14 protein-coding genes are annotated in these 14,779 nt (G+C 66.9%); 4 read left to right on the top strand and 10 right to left on the bottom strand.

The genetic code is table 11. The annotated features are described in order from the left end of the window. Positions 1-2: 2 nt before the first annotated feature. Together G6N32_RS09555 and G6N32_RS09550 are read right to left on the bottom strand one after the other, a co-directional pair. On the bottom strand, positions 3-623 hold the full coding sequence (locus G6N32_RS09555) for a superoxide dismutase (RefSeq protein WP_115319393.1): 621 nt from the start codon (positions 621-623) through the stop codon (positions 3-5). A 156-nt stretch (positions 624-779) separates the two neighbouring features. After that, on the bottom strand, positions 780-1,928 hold the full coding sequence (locus G6N32_RS09550; protein WP_115319392.1) for a GDSL-type esterase/lipase family protein: 1,149 nt from the start codon (positions 1,926-1,928) through the stop codon (positions 780-782). Between the two features lie 144 nt (positions 1,929-2,072). On the opposite strand from G6N32_RS09550, the gene G6N32_RS09545 reads away from it, so the two are divergent. Beyond that, complete coding sequence (locus G6N32_RS09545) at positions 2,073-3,356, top strand: amidohydrolase (RefSeq protein WP_115319391.1); 1,284 nt, start codon at positions 2,073-2,075, stop codon at positions 3,354-3,356. Between the two features lie 3 nt (positions 3,357-3,359). Here G6N32_RS09545 and G6N32_RS09540 read toward each other — a convergent pair whose 3' ends face one another. The 3 genes from G6N32_RS09540 to G6N32_RS09530 are packed head-to-tail and all read right to left on the bottom strand — an operon-like array spanning position 3,360 to position 6,487. Continuing rightward, positions 3,360-3,974 carry a trimeric intracellular cation channel family protein gene (locus G6N32_RS09540; protein ID WP_115319390.1) on the bottom strand — a complete coding sequence of 205 codons (615 nt, stop codon included), beginning with the start codon at positions 3,972-3,974 and terminating at the stop codon, positions 3,360-3,362. A 41-nt stretch (positions 3,975-4,015) separates the two neighbouring features. Then, positions 4,016-4,222 (bottom strand): heavy-metal-associated domain-containing protein, encoded by a 207-nt coding sequence (locus tag G6N32_RS09535; protein ID WP_115319389.1) that lies wholly within the window; start codon positions 4,220-4,222, stop codon positions 4,016-4,018. 15 nt (positions 4,223-4,237) lie between these two features. Next, on the bottom strand, positions 4,238-6,487 hold the full coding sequence (locus tag G6N32_RS09530) for a heavy metal translocating P-type ATPase (RefSeq protein ID WP_115319388.1): 2,250 nt from the start codon (positions 6,485-6,487) through the stop codon (positions 4,238-4,240). Between the two features lie 132 nt (positions 6,488-6,619). Between G6N32_RS09530 and sigC the strand changes: the two genes are divergently transcribed. The 3 genes from sigC (at position 6,620) to G6N32_RS09515 (ending at position 9,448) form a co-directional block, all read left to right on the top strand. Further along, positions 6,620-7,171: an RNA polymerase sigma factor SigC gene (gene sigC / locus G6N32_RS09525; protein ID WP_115319387.1), complete on the top strand. Its 552-nt coding sequence runs from the start codon at positions 6,620-6,622 to the stop codon at positions 7,169-7,171. An 82-nt stretch (positions 7,172-7,253) separates the two neighbouring features. Then, complete coding sequence (locus G6N32_RS09520) at positions 7,254-8,318, top strand: sodium:calcium antiporter (protein ID WP_115319386.1); 1,065 nt, start codon at positions 7,254-7,256, stop codon at positions 8,316-8,318. Between the two features lie 71 nt (positions 8,319-8,389). Then, positions 8,390-9,448, top strand: a complete 1,059-nt coding sequence (locus G6N32_RS09515; RefSeq protein WP_115319385.1) for a glucose 1-dehydrogenase — start codon at positions 8,390-8,392, stop codon at positions 9,446-9,448. 195 nt (positions 9,449-9,643) lie between these two features. Here the strand turns inward: G6N32_RS09515 and G6N32_RS09510 are convergent, their stop codons facing one another. From G6N32_RS09510 to G6N32_RS09490, 5 genes are read right to left on the bottom strand one after another with little or no spacing between them, the layout of a single operon-like run. Then, on the bottom strand, positions 9,644-10,366 hold the full coding sequence (locus G6N32_RS09510; protein ID WP_115319384.1) for a FadR/GntR family transcriptional regulator: 723 nt from the start codon (positions 10,364-10,366) through the stop codon (positions 9,644-9,646). A gap of 3 nt (positions 10,367-10,369) precedes the next feature. Continuing rightward, complete coding sequence (locus G6N32_RS09505) at positions 10,370-11,143, bottom strand: 3-oxoacyl-ACP reductase (RefSeq protein WP_115319383.1); 774 nt, start codon at positions 11,141-11,143, stop codon at positions 10,370-10,372. Then, entirely contained in the window at positions 11,144-12,460 is a 1,317-nt protein-coding gene (locus tag G6N32_RS09500; RefSeq protein WP_410432615.1) for an aldehyde dehydrogenase family protein, read from the bottom strand. It lies immediately after the preceding gene. Between the two features lie 44 nt (positions 12,461-12,504). Then, positions 12,505-13,257 carry a gamma-glutamyl-gamma-aminobutyrate hydrolase family protein gene (locus G6N32_RS09495; RefSeq protein ID WP_115319381.1) on the bottom strand — a complete coding sequence of 251 codons (753 nt, stop codon included), beginning with the start codon at positions 13,255-13,257 and terminating at the stop codon, positions 12,505-12,507. Continuing rightward, a complete protein-coding gene (locus G6N32_RS09490) occupies positions 13,244-14,566 on the bottom strand; it encodes a glutamine synthetase family protein (protein ID WP_232077755.1) in 1,323 nt (440 codons plus the stop codon). Before G6N32_RS09490 ends, G6N32_RS09495 begins: the two co-directional genes overlap by 14 nt. Positions 14,567-14,779: the final 213 nt, after the last annotated feature.

The following is a 14,779-nucleotide window of genomic DNA, read 5'->3' as shown; positions in this document are numbered from 1 at the left end:
AGTCAGGCAAGACCGCCCTGTGGCTTGCCGATTGCCGAGGTGAACCGGTCCCCAACGTCGGCCCAGTTCACGACATTCCAGAACGCCGTCACGTAGTCGGCCTTGACGTTTTTGTACTGCAGGTAATAGGCGTGCTCCCACATGTCGACCTGCAGCAGCGGCACGATCCCCGCGGGCACGTTGGCCTGCTGGTCGTAGAGCTGGAACGTCAGCAGCTTGCCGCCGAGCGGCTCGTAACCCAGTACTGCCCAGCCGGAACCCTGTAAACCGTTGGCAGCGGCGCTGAACTGAGCGCGGAACGCATCGAATGACCCGAACGCCTCATCGACGGCGGCTGCCAGCTCTCCGACTGGCTTGTCACCTCCGTTGGGCGACAGGTTCTTCCACCAGATCGAGTGGTTGAGGTGACCGCCGAGATGGAAGGCCAGGTTCTTCTCGTTGAGGAAGATCGCAGCGTGGTCGGCGGTGGCGCGAGCTTCCTCCAGTTTGGCCAACGCGTCGTTGACGCCTTTGACGTAAGCCGCGTGGTGCTTGCTGTGGTGAATCTCGTTGATCTCGCCGGAAATATGGGGCTCGAGTGCGCTGTAGTCGTAATCCAAGTCAGGCAAGCGGTAATCAGTCATGTCATCAACTTATCTGTTCAGGTGTTCAGATGATAGGGTGACGGTGTGGCAGGTCGGTCGCGGGCGACGAGTCGATGCAGCACATCGCCAAGCCTCACGTCGAGGTGGTGACTCGCGACCGGCACTGCCCACCACCGTGCGCGACAAGGGTTCTCGCTAGGACGATGCGCTGCTCTCGCGAATCACGCAGGCAAAGCGCTGCCCCATCCGGTCGTGGGCCTGCGGGCCGGGGTGCAACCGGTCGGGAAGCGGGAACTCGGCGAAGTCTGCCGGACCGTACAGGTCCAGGCCGTCGACGTAGCGCAGGTGCGGGTCGGTCAGTGCTCTTTCGCCGACGATGTGGGCGAGCTCGTCGCGAATGACGCGCAGCGTGAGCTTGCCTGCCGCCACCTCCGTCGGGTTGCCGGTCGCGGCGAATGCCAGTGTTCCCCCGCTGAAATCGGGGGCCAGCGGTCCCGGCGTGTCCTCATGGATGGGGCAGTACACGGCGGAGATCACGATGATCGGCGTCACCGGATGCCCGTCGCGGATGGTGTCGAGGAAGCCGTGCACGGCCGGACCGAAGGCGCGCAGGCGCATCAGGTCGGCGTTGACGATGTTGATGCCGATCTTGACACTGATCAGGTCGGCCGGGATATCGCGCATCGTGCGGGCGGTGAACGGATCCAGCATCGCCGCACCGCCCATCCCGAGGTTGATCAGTTCGACACCGGCACCGGCTGCCGCCACCGCGGGCCAGGTGCCGGTGGGGTGCAGCGCATTGGACCCGTGGCTGATGGAACTGCCGTGATGCAGCCACACCGGCCGGGTGATCGGGCAAGGTTGCAACGGATGGTCACTCCGTAGCGCTATCAGTTCGGTGATCTCGTTGTGCGGCAACCAGATTTCGACCATCTTCGGCCGGTCCGGCAGGTTGGTGAAGCGAATCACACCCGGCGCGCCGGCAATGAGTTCCTCGGTACCGGCGGCAGCGTCCTTCATCAGCACGTTGCCACCGGACAGGCTGGCTTGCGCGGTCAACTCCCCGTCGACGACCAGATCGTAGACGCCATCGGGCCGCATGGGCATGCCCTTATAGGCGGGCCGGGTTCGCAGCGCTTCCAGTTCGATTTCAGTGCAACGCGTTTCGAAAACCAGTCGGCATCCGGCCGGTTGAGCTTCGGCCATGGCGAGTTGGGGGTCGTCACATTGCGCGCGGGCCCAGCGAGGTAGCCGATGCGGCAACAGACCCTGGTTGGTGATGTCGAGTTCCTGCGCCCCACGCACCAGGTTCATCGTGATCGGAACCTCGAACAGTTCGGGCATGTGCTCGTTCTCGCTTCTCTATCCCGGGTGACCCGCTTGGCAGATGGCAAGGTTATCGGAGTCCGGCAGGCCGAGGACATCGCATGTGGGGGCGGCGTAGGTTGGGTACTGCGTTGCCCACCGGGCACGGCAAGGAGCCGAAAGATGGCCGAGACCTCGATCGCGGATTCGACGACTGGTCGCGATGGCGCCATCTTGGCCGGGCTACCCGCGGTCCGGCAGTGGCAAGAAGATTTCTACCGCGACCTGCACCGGCATCCCGAACTTTCCCACCAGGAACACCGGACCGCGGGCCTGGTCGCCGAGAAACTACGCGAGTCGGGAATCGAGGTCCGCGAGGGAATCGGCGGCACCGGCGTCATCGGCATCATCCGGGCCGGTGAAGGCCCGGTGGTGCTGCTGCGCGCGGATATGGATGCGCTGCCTGTGCAGGAAGCAACCGGTCTGGCCTACGCCAGCACGGAGCGCGCCATCGACGCCTCCGGCAATGAGGTTCCGGTCATGCACGCCTGCGGGCACGACGTCCACGTCACCTGCTTGCTTGGTGCGTCCGAATTGTTGGCCAGGCACGCCGAGCAGTGGAACGGGACCGTCATCGCTTTGTTCCAACCGGCTGAAGAGGTCGGTGATGGTGCACGGGGAATGGTGAATGACGGCCTGCGCGAAGCCATTCCGGATGTCGACGTCGCCATGGCGCAACACGTGCTTCCCCTACCCGCCGGCGTGGTCGGAACGCATCGCGGTCCGTTCCTGGCAGCAGCCGACAGCATGCGGATCACGGTGTTCGGCCGCGGTGCGCACGGCTCGATGCCTCAGGCGGCGGTGGACTCGGTGGTCCTGGCGGCGATGATCGTGATCCGCCTGCAGACCATCGTTTCTCGAGAGGTCGCTGCGGCCGACACCGTCGTCCTGACCGTCGGCAGCATTCGAGCAGGGACGAAAAGCAACGTGATCGGCGATCGTGCCGTCCTGGAACTCAACCTGCGCACGTTCGACGAGTCGACGCGCACCTCGGTACTCAACGCGATCCGGCGCATCGTGATCGCCGAATGCCAGGCCTCCGATTCACCCGAAGAGCCGGAATTCGAACTCTACGATTCGTTTCCGCTCACCGTGAACGACGATGAGGTCACCGGCCGAGTACACGACGCCTTCGCGCGACACTTCGGCGCACGCCTGCACGCTATGCCGCAGGGAGCGGCGAGTGAGGACTTCAGTGACATCCCCACCGCGCTCGGGGTGCCGTTCACCTATTGGGGTATCGGTGGAATCGACGAGCAGCACTATCGCAGGGCAGTCCAGAACGGACGGGTCAGCCAGGACATTCCGGTCAACCACTCGCCGGGGTTCGCTCCGGTCATCCAACCCACCCTGGACACCGGCACCGAGGCGCTGGTCGTCGCGGCGCTCGCCTGGCTGGCCCCCTGAACCTCAGCGGTCGGTGCCGAGTGGGCCGGGTGCGTTGAGGCCGAACCGAACCCCGAGCATCCGGATGACGAAACACACCGCCGCGGCGGCCAGGGCGGCCGCCAACCCGTAGCAGTCCAGCCGAATGGCGCCGACCGTGATCGCCGCCGCCATCAGGGCCGGGATCGCATACAGTTCGCTGCGCAGCACGGTGGGGATCTGCCCGATCAGGACGTCGCGAATAGTGCCGCCGCCCACCGCGGTGACCACGCCCAGCAGCAACGTCGGGGCGACACCCAACCCGAATGCCGCCGCCTTGGCAGTCCCGATCACCGCGAACACGCTCAGGCCCATTGCATCGAACACCGTGATCGCGGCCTCCAACCGGTGCAACAGCTTGCTGAGTGCGAAGGCGAGCAGCCCGCCGGCGACGGCGAGCGCGAAGTATCGCCAGTCACGAAACGTCGCAGGCGGGATGTCGCCGATGATCACATCCCGGATGACGCCACCGCCCAGGGCGGTCATCATGCCGAGTGTGACCACCCCGACGATGTCGAGACGAGCGGCGCGCACTGCGGTCAATGCGCCGTTGAGCGCGAACACAAACGTCCCGATCAGGTCCAGCGCAAGCCACAGCATGGCTTCGGGAGTCACCGAGTTATCCTGGGGCGCTTGAGATCTCAGCCTACGACGGTGTAATCCTCGTCTGCCAGCGCCTCGCGCACCTGGTCGACGGTGACCTCGCCGTCGACCCGCACGATCGACGCGCCCTCGGGGTCGAGGTCGATGTCGACGACACTGACGGTTGGCAGCGCCGCAAGAGCACCGGTGACCACCCGCACGCAGCTCTGGCAGTGCAGACCGGTGATCGTGAACGTGTTCGACACGAGATATGCCTTTCGTTAGCGGGCGTCGAAGTTGCGCAGCCGCAGGCTGTTCGAGACGACGAAGAACGACGAGAACGCCATCGCCGCACCGGCGATGAGCGGATTGAGGAATCCGGCCGCGGCGATCGGGATGGCTGCCACGTTGTAACCGAATGCCCAGTACAGGTTGGTCCGGATCGTGCGCATGGTGGCCTTGGCCAGGTCGAGTGCCTGCGGGACGATGTCGAGATCGTCGCGCACCAGGATGATGTCGGCGGCGCCGATCGCCACGTCGGTGCCGCGTCCGATGGCCAGGCCCAAGTCCGCCGACGCCAGCGCGGGACCATCGTTGATGCCGTCGCCGACCATGGCGACCACTCGGCCCTGGTCGCGCAGCTGCTCGATGACGTCGACCTTGCCTTCGGGCAGCACCTCGGCGATGACTTCGTCGATACCGACCTCCGCGGCGACCGCTCCTGCGGCGGCGGCGTTGTCGCCGGTGAGCAGCACGGTACGCAGCCCGCGGCGGTGCAAGGCGGCCACCGCGCCCGCGGCCGATTCCTTGACCGCGTCGGCCACCGCCACGGCACCACACACCTGCCCGTCGACGGCGACGAATACCACCGTCTCCCCGCGTGATTCGCCGCTTCGTCGAGCCGCCTGAACCGACTCGGGCAGGTCGGTCTGCCCGGCGACCCAGGACGGGCGCCCGACCGTCACCCGCCGCCCCGATACCGTGCCGGTGACCCCGCGACCCGGATGGGCGCGGAAGTCCTCCACCGGCCGGCGCTCGTCGGTGGCGGTCGTGATGGCCACTGCGACAGCATGTTCGGAGGCGGCCTCGACAGCCGCGGCGAGCGCCAGGATCTCGTCGGGCCGCGCGCCGTCGGCAACGGTCACCTCGGTGACCGCGAGATGCCCGGTGGTCAGCGTGCCGGTCTTGTCGAACACCACGGTGTCCACCGCGCGGATGGCTTCGAGCGCCCGGTAGCCCTTCAGGAAGATGCCGAGCTGTGCGCCGCGTCCGGAGGCCACCATCATCGCCGTCGGGGTCGCCAGCCCCAGCGCGCAGGGGCAGGCGATCACCAGCACCGCCAGCGCGGCCGAGAACACCCGGTCGGCGTCGGCTCCGGCCAACAGCCAGCCCATCGCCGTCAGTGCCGCGATTCCGAACACGACCGGCACGAAGACACCGGCGATCCGGTCGGCCAGTCGCTGAGCGTCAGCTTTCTGCGCTTGCGCTTCTTCGACCAGCCGCACCATCCCGGCGAACTGGGTGTCGGAACCCACGGCAGCGGCCTCGACGATCAACCGGCCGTCGAGCACCACTGTTCCGCCGACCACCGGTGCACCCGGGTGCGCACGCGACGGCTTGGCTTCGCCGGTCATCGCGCTCATGTCGATCGCGGCGTCACCCTCGATCACCAACCCGTCGGCGGCGATGGTCTCGCCGGGGCGCACCACGAATTTCTGCTGCTCTTTGAGTTCGTCTGCCGGCAGCACCATTTCACTGCCGTCGGCCAGCAGCACCGTCACGTTCTTTGCGCTGAGAGCGGCCAGCGCGCGCAACGCGCTGCCGGCCCGCGACTTCGCCCGCGCCTCGAAGTAGCGCCCGGCCAGGATGAAGACGGTGACGCCGGCGGCCACCTCCAGGTAGATCGAATCGCTGCTCAGCAGCGCCTGCCAGATGCCGTCACTGCGTCGTTCGCGATGCCCGATGAAGATCGTGTACAGCGACCACAGTGTGGCCGCGGTGACGCCGACCGAGATCAGCGTCTCCATGGACGCGGTGCCATGGCGGGCGTTGCGCAGGGCAACCCGGTGGAACGGCCAGGCGGCCCAGGTGACGATCGGCGCCGCCAGCGCGGTGAGCAGCCAGCCCCAGCCGGTGAACCGGGTACTGGGAACCACCGCGAACATCACCGACAGGTCGGCCAGCGGCACGAACAGCACGGCGGCGATCGCCAGCCGCCGCAGCAGGCTGCGGGCCAGCGTGTCGTCGGGGTCCGCTGTCTCGGCGGCCGCGGCGGAGCGCGGAGCGGCGTCGTAACCGGCCTTGCGGATGACCTCGCACAAATCCTCGGTGGCCACCGATTCGGGGGCATCGATGCTGGCCACCCGGGTGGCGTAGTTGACCGAGGCGCGCACTCCGTCGACCTTGTTGAGCTTGGTCTCGACCCGAGCCGCACACGCCGCGCAGGACATCCCCGAGACGTCGAGTTCGACACGCTGCGAGGCGTCGGACTCGTTCGTAGCGGCTGAACCGCCCACGACCGACACCGTCATCGCACTCCTTGCCTGTCAGGGACCCGGGTAGTAGTCGGCCACGACGGCCGCGCGGTTCCCGACCACCCAAAATACGCTCCCGCAACAGGCCGGGAATGTGCCGGTCACGGTGATCCCCTAGTCTCACTGAGCGTGGCCGAACACGACGACGACCCCGTCACCGCGCTGGCCCTGGCTGCCGGCCGGGGCGACGCGGCCGCTCTCGAGGCGTTTATCAAGGCCACCGAGCGCGACGTCTGGCGTGCGGTTGCCTTCCTCGGTGATCCAGGTCACGCCGACGACCTGACGCAGGAGACATTCCTGCGGGCGTTGGGCGCACTCCCCCGATTCTCCGGTCGGTCCTCGGCCAAGACCTGGCTGCTGTCGATCGCCCGCCGCGTCGTCGTCGACCAGATCCGGCGCAATCAGGCACGACCGCGCACGACCTCCGCAATCGATCTGGAGCAGGTGCTCGACGCCCGACACAGCGCCGGCCGGTTCGAGGACATCACCGAGATCAGGATGCTGCTCGACGGATTGGACACCGACCGCCGCAACGCGTTGATGCTGACCCAGGTGCTGGGGTTGTCCTATGCCGAGGCCGCCGAGGTCTGTGGCTGCCCGGTGGGCACCATCCGCTCCCGGGTGGCGCGAGGGCGCGAGGATCTCCTCGCCGCCGCCGGCCGCGACGATCAGGTCGGCTGAGCGGCTCACCCCCGCGGCGAATGTTTGTCGCCGAACAACTGTTGACTGTGGTTAACATTTCGCTGGGCGGGAACATATCGCCATGACGTCTTTGCCTTCGCCGGCACTGGTGGCAATCTTCGTGGCGTGCGCCGGCGTGATCTGGTTCGCGGGTATCAAGTTGTCCCAGACGACCGACGTGCTCTCGCAACGGTGGCATCTGGGCGCGGCGCTCGGCGGGGTCATCCTGCTCGCGATTGCCACCAACCTGCCGGAGATCGCCATCACCGCCAGCGCCGCGCTGTCCCATCATGTCGACGTCGCGGTCGGCAACATCCTCGGTGGCATCGCGATCCAAACGATCGTGCTGGCGGCCCTCGACGCCGCCGGCACCCGACCGCGTAAGCCGTTGACCTACCTGGCGGCATCGCTGACCCTGGTGCTGGAAGCCGGTCTCGTGGTGGCGCTGTTAGTCATCGTGGTGATGTCCACCCAGTTGCCCAATTCGCTGATCGCGTGGCGGCTGACTCCCGGTGCGGTCCTGATCGTCGTCGTCTGGGCGATCGGTTTGTACCTGATCCGCCGGGCCGGCAAGGGACTACCGTGGCAACAGGCCGGTCATGCGCCGGACAGCCAGGACAAGCCGCCCGGCCACTCCACCGCGACGAACGAGAAGACCGCTACGCAACGCGGCGTCAGCACCGGCCGCGCGGTCACCGTGTTCGCCGTTGCCGCCGTCGCCACGCTGGTCGCCGGTGTTCTGATCGAACGCAGCGGCGAGGAGGTGTTCGGCCGCTGGGGAATGTCGGGGGTGTTGTTCGGCGCCACCGTTCTGGCAGCCGCCACCTCCCTGCCCGAACTCTCGACCGGCCTGGCCTCGACCCGGATGGGCGATTACAAGCTCGCGATGAGCGACATCTTCGGCGGCAATGCCTTCTTGCCGGTGTTGTTCCTCCTCGCGACGCTGCTGTCCGGCGACGCGGTGCTGCCGACCGCCCACCGCACCGACATCTACCTCACCGCCCTGGCCGCCCTGCTCACCGTCGTATACATGGCGGGATTGATCTTTCGCCCGCAGCGCCAGTGGCTCCGGATGGGGCTGGACTCGATCGCCGTGAGCGTGCTCTACATCGTCGGCATTGTCGGGTTGGCCTTCATCAGCCGATAGCAGCTTGTTTCCCAGCAACCATTGCGGTACGGCAATGGATGAGGGCCGCACCGGATGGGTACGCCGATAGCATGCGTGCGTTGACAGTGCAGCCCGGCCGAGCCCACACCCTTGCCGTCGAGGACGTCGCCGAGCCCTCCGCCGGGCCCGGTGAACTGCGTGTGGCAGGCCTGGCGATCGGAGTGTGCGGGACCGACAAGGAGATCGCCGCAGGCGAATACGGCTGGGCCCCGCCTGGGCGTGATCGGCTGATACTGGGTCACGAATCGCTGGGCCGGGTGCTGACGGCCCCGCCGGACAGCGAGTTCGGCGAAGGCGATCTGGTGGTCGGCGTGGTTCGGCGGCCCGATCCGGTGCCCTGTGGCGCCTGCGCCCACGGCGAATTCGACATGTGTCGCAACGGCCGGTACACCGAACGCGGCATCAAGGAGATCGACGGGTACGGCAGTGAGATCTGGTGTGTGGAGACCGATTACGCGATCAAGCTCGATGACGGACTCGGCGACGCCGGCGTGTTGATCGAGCCCACCACGGTCGTGGCCAAAGCCTGGGAGCAGGTGTACCGCATCGGGCAGCGGGCCTGGTTCGAACCACGCACCGCGCTGGTCACCGGCGCAGGCCCGGTCGGTCTGTTGGCCGCTCTGCTGGGCGTGCAGCACGGCCTCGAAGTCCATGTGCTCGACCGGGTGACCGACGGACCCAAACCCGAGATCGTGGACGCCCTGAACGCCACCTACCACCACACCAGCGTTGAGAAGGCGGTCGGCAAGATCCAGCCGGACATCGTCATCGAGGCCACCGGCGTGGGCGCGCTGGTCTTCGACGCCATGACCGTCACCGGCTCGTACGGCATTGTCGCGTTGACCGGCGTCTCCCCGAAGGGCCGGGCCCTCACTGTTGACGCCGGGGGCCTCAATCGCGAGATCGTGCTGGAGAACGACGCGGTCGTGGGTTCGGTCAACGCCAACCTTCGGCACTACCGGCAAGCCGCCGCAGCGCTGACCAAAGCCGATCCGAAGTGGTTGGCCAGTCTGATAACCCGTCGGGTCCCGCTGCACGACGCGGCGAACGCGTTCACCCCCGAATCTGACGATGTCAAAGTTGTTGTCACCCTGGATGGATCGCACTAGCGACACCCCGTCGCGAGGACTACCCGCTGCTGGGAGTCCTGCGCTCCGCGGCATTGGTGTCGCGCAGCGGCGATATCGGGTGGACGCGAGAGGCCACCGAACTTTTTCGACCGGCTGATCAGCCTGCGCAACGATGTCGGTCTGCTCGGCGCGGAATACGACGCCGCACCGCGTCGTGACGGCCGGCCGGGGAAGTCAGTCCAGGAAGCCGTGCAGCAGGGCCGCCGACCCGGCGACGTGGGCCTGCATCGCCGCTCCTGCGGCATCCGGATCGCCGGCCAGGATGGCGATGACGATGCTCTCGTGCTGTTCGTCGGAGTGCGCAATGTTGCGCCGCAGCAACGGAATCTGATCCAACAGGGCGTTCAGTCGCATTCGGTTCTCGGCCACCAGCGGCACCAGTGATGCCGATCCGGCAGCCTCCGCGATGGCCAGATGCAACCGGGAGTCCAGCCGCCGGTAGTCCTCGGCACACGAGCAGCGCACATCGGTCAGCCGGGACCACAAACCTTCCCGCTCGGCGGCGGTCAGCGTTCGGGTCGCGGCCATCCTGGCGGCGCCGACTTCGAGGATCTCGCGCAGCCGCAGCGCGTCGTCGATGTCGGCGCGGCTGAAGCGCACCACCCCCTCGGTGGGGGCGGGTAGCGGTTCGGCCAGGAAGGTACCGCCATAGCGGCCGCGCCGCGACACCAGGTAACCGGCGTCGGCCAGCGACTTGATCGCCTCCCGGACGGTGTCGCGGCTGACGCCGAGCCGGGTGGCGAGCTCCCGTTCCGGGGGCAGCGAGTCACCGGGGGTGAGCACACCGAGCTTGATGGTCTGCAGCAGCCGGGCCACAGTGTCCTCGAACGCGTTGCCCAGGCGCACCGGACGCAGCAGTGCCTCGTGGGCCTGCTGCGGTTCCGGTACGGCTGTCATGGTTTACAGCGGGGTGACGTAGTGGCCGGTGATGCCGCCGTCGACCAGGAAGCTCGACCCGGTGATGAACGACGAGTCGTCGCTGGCCAGGAATGCCACCGCGGCGGCCAGTTCCTCCGGCTCGGCGAACCGGCCCATCGGCACGTGCACCAGGCGGCGTGCAGCGCGCTCGGGATCCTTGGCGAACAGCTCCCGCAACAGCGGGGTGTTCACCGGGCCGGGGCATAGCGCGTTGACCCGAATTCCCTGGCGCGCGTACTGGATTCCGAGCTCGCGCGACATGGCCAGCACGCCGCCCTTGGACGCGGTGTAGGAGATCTGGGAGGTGGCCGAACCATTGACCGCGACGAACGAGGCGGTGTTGATGATGGAGCCGCGTTGCGCGGGCACCATGTGCCGCAGCGCGGCCTTGCAGCAGAAGAAGACCGACTTCAAGTTGACGTCCTGCACCCGGTCCCAGGCGTCGATGCCGGTGTTCTCGATGAGGTCGTCGTCGGGCGGGCTGATCCCGGCGTTGTTGAACGCGATGTCGACGCCACCGTGTAGCTCGAAAGCGGTGTCGAACAACTGATCCACCGCGACCTGATCGGCAACGTCGACCTGGACGAACGTCACGTTCAAGTCGTTGGCCACAGTCTTGCCGGTGGTCTCGTCGAGATCCCCGATGACGACGATCGCGCCTTCGTCCCGCATCCGTTTGACGGCCGCGAGCCCGATGCCGCTCGCGCCACCGGTGACGACGGCGACCTTGTCCTTCAGTCGCTGGGACAGATCCATCTAGCTCTCCTCTACAGCAAAAAAGACGTTCTTGGTTTCGGTGAAGTGCAGGGGTGCGTCCGGACCGAGTTCGCGGCCGAGCCCGGATTGTTTGAAGCCGCCGAACGGGGTGTTGTACCGGACCGACGAATGCGAATTGACGCTCAGGTTGCCTGCCTCGACCGCGCGTGACACCCGCACTGCCCGAGAAAGGTTGTCAGTCCAGATCGACCCGGACAGGCCGTATTCGGTGTCATTGGCCAGCGCGATGGCGTCGGCCTCGTCGTCGAACGGCAGCACCGCGACGACCGGTCCGAAGATCTCCTCGGTGACGGTGCGGTCGGTGCGTTGCGGGGTGATGACGGTCGGCGGGAACCAGAAACCGGGCCCACTCGGCGCTGAGCCGCGGAAGGCGACGTTGGTGTCATCGGGTACGTAGGCGGCCACCGATTCGAAGTGCTTGCGCGACACCAGCGGTCCCATCTCGGTGTCCCGGGCCGCGGGGTCACCGACGACCAGGCCCTTGACGGCCGGCTCGAGTAGCTCCATGAATTTGTCGAACACACTGCGCTGCACGAGGATCCGGCTGCGCGCACAGCAGTCCTGCCCGGCATTGTCGAACACACCGTAGGGCGCGGTGGCCGCCGCCTTCTCCAGATCGCAGTCGGCGAAGACGATGTTGGCGCTCTTGCCGCCGAGTTCCAGGGTGACCCGCTTGACCTGGTTGGCCGCCCCGGCCATCACCTTGGTGCCGACCTCGGTGGAGCCGGTGAACACGATCTTGCGGACATCAGGGTGGCTGATGAACCGCTCACCGACCACCGAGCCGCGGCCGGGCAGCACTTGGAACAGGTCCTCGGGGAGGCCGGATTCCACCGCGATCTCACCGAGCCGCATCGAGGTCAGTGGCGTCCACTCGGCCGGCTTGAGCACCACCGCGTTTCCTGCGGCCAGCGCGGGCGCGAAACCCCACACCGCGATCGGCATCGGGAAGTTCCACGGCGTGATCACCCCGATCACGCCCATCGGCTCGTTGAACGTCACATCCAGTCCGCCGGCCACTGGAATCTGCTTACCGGACAAGCGCTCCGGGGTGGCCGAATAGAACTGGAGCACGTCGCGCACGTGGCCGGCTTCCCACTCGGCCGCGCCGATCGGGTGACCGGAGTTGGCGACCTCCAGGGCGGCCAGCTCGCCGACATGCGCGTCCACTGCAGCGGCGAACGCCCGCAATGCGGCCGCCCGCTCGGCGGGCGCCTGTGCGGCCCAGACCTTTTGGGCGACCTTGGCGCGCGCAACGGCGTCGTCGACGCCGGCGACGTCGGTCAGCTCGACCATGCGCAGCGACTCTTCCGTGGCCGGATTGACCAGTTCGGTTGTACTCAATTCACTCTTTCTGTTGTGTAGGCCCGGGCTGCCTCGACCAGGCCGGCGAACACGCGAAGGTCGTCCAGGGTTTCCTCGGGATGCCATTGCACGGCCAGCACGAAATCGTGACCCGGCAACTCGACGGCCTCGACCACACCCTCCCCGTCGAACGCGCTGATCATCAGTCCGTCACCGAGCCGGTCGATGGCCTGATGGTGATAGCACTGCGCATTCGTGCTCTCCCCGATCAGGCCGGCAAGCCGGCTACCCGCCACGGTGTGGATCGTCGAGGTCGTGAACACCGCGTTGCCCTGCTGATGACGGGTGTGCCCCACGACGTCCGGGAGGTGCTGGTGCAGTGTGCCGCCCAGTGCCACGTTGAGCACCTGCGCGCCGCGGCAGATGCCGAGCACCGGCAGGTGCCGGCGTATCGCCGCGGCAACCAGCGCGAGCTCCCACGCGTCGCGAACGCGGTCCGGCACGTCGGTGGCGGGGTGCGAATCGTGGCCGTACGCGGACGGATCGACATCCCGGCCGCCGGTGACGATCAGACCGTCGATGCCGTCGAGGATCCGCTCGACGATGCCGGCGTCCACCGGTTGCGGCGGGAGCAGCGTGGCGATCCCCCCGGCCAGCGTGACGCCTTCGATGTAGATGCCGGGCAGGAAACTGGCGTGCACATCCCAGATGCCGGTCTGTGCCTGCTGGAGATACGTCGTGAGACCCACGACGGGACGCAGCCCCGCCTCCCTCTCAGAGCCGCTCAAAGCCGCGCACCCTCTCCCAGTCGGTGACCGCGGAGTTGAACGCCGCCAGCTCGACGCGGGCGTTGTTCAGGTAGTGCTCGACGACGTCGTCGCCGAATACCTCGCGCGCCACCGTCGAACCCTCGAACAGCGCGGCCGCCTCGGCCAGCGTGGTCGGCAGCCGATCGGCCCCACTGGTGTAGGCGTTGCCGTCGACCGCGTCGGGCAGCTCCAGCCCGTTGTCGATGCCGTACAGCCCGCCGGCGATCAGCGCCGCCACCGCGAGGTACTGGTTGACGTCACCACCGGGCGCGCGACACTCCATCCGCATCCCGGATCCGTGGCCGACCACCCGCAACGCGCAGGTGCGGTTGTCCATGCCCCACGCGATCGCGGTCGGAGCGAAGCTGCCGTCGACAAACCGCTTGTAGGAGTTGATGTTCGGTGCATAGAACAGCGTCAGCTCACGCAGTGTGGCGAGTTGACCGGCGATGAAGCTGCGAAACATCGGCGACATGCCGAGCTCGTCGGAGTCATCAGCGAAAACTGCGGAGCCATCGGTGCCGCGGAAGGAGATGTGAATGTGGCAGCTGTTTCCTTCCCGCTCATCGTATTTCGCCATGAACGTCAGGCTCTTGCCGTGTTGATCGGCGATCTCTTTCGCGCCGTTCTTGTAGATCGTGTGGTTGTCGCAGGTGACCAGCGCGTCGGCGTAGCGGAACCCGATCTCCTGCTGGCCGAGGTTGCATTCGCCCTTCACGCCCTCGCAGTACATTCCGGCACCGGCCATCCCGTTACGGATGTCGCGGAGCAGCGGCTCCATCCGGGTCGAGGCCAGCATCGCGTAGTCGATGTTGTAGTCGGTGGCAGGAGTGATGTTGCGGTAACCGGACTTCCAGGCGTCGCGGTAGCTGGTGTCGAAGGCCATGAACTCCAGTTCGGTCGCGGCGACCGCACACATGTCGCGTTCGGCGAGCCGGTCGAGTTGCTTGCGCAGGATGCCGCGCGGAGCCTGGTTGACCGGGCGGCCATCGGTCCAGGACAGGTCGGCCATCACCAGCGCGGTGGCGGGCAGCCATGGTATGCGGCGCAGCGTGCTGAAATCCGGGGTCATCACCATGTCGCCGTAGCCGGTCTCCCAGCTCGAGATCTCGTAACCGTCGACCGTGTTGTTGTCGACGTCCACCGCCAGCAGGTAGTTACAGCACTCGGCGCCGTGGGCGGCGACATCGTCGACGAACAGTTCGGCCGAGATCCGTTTGCCGGTCAGCCGGCCCTGCATGTCGGCAAAGGCCACGATGACCGTGTCGATCTCACCGGCGGCCACCATGTCGTCCAACTCGGCCTGCAGCAACAGACCTGGCCGGCGTCGGCCTGCACCATCAGGCGTCACGCGTGCCCCTCTCGATAGCCCGGGATCGGGTTGATTCGACGGAAAGTCAACCATTGGATGTCGCCAGCGTGGCGGCGTCGTGGTCCAGGTTTACATAAACGTCACTCCAAAGGTAGGACACCAGACCAATAGCACTCTATTGTCCCTACT

This window comes from Mycolicibacterium aichiense, from assembly GCF_010726245.1.
GTDB classification, from domain to species: Bacteria; Actinomycetota; Actinomycetes; order Mycobacteriales; family Mycobacteriaceae; genus Mycobacterium; species Mycobacterium aichiense.
This window is presented reverse-complemented; position numbering and strand designations above follow the sequence as displayed.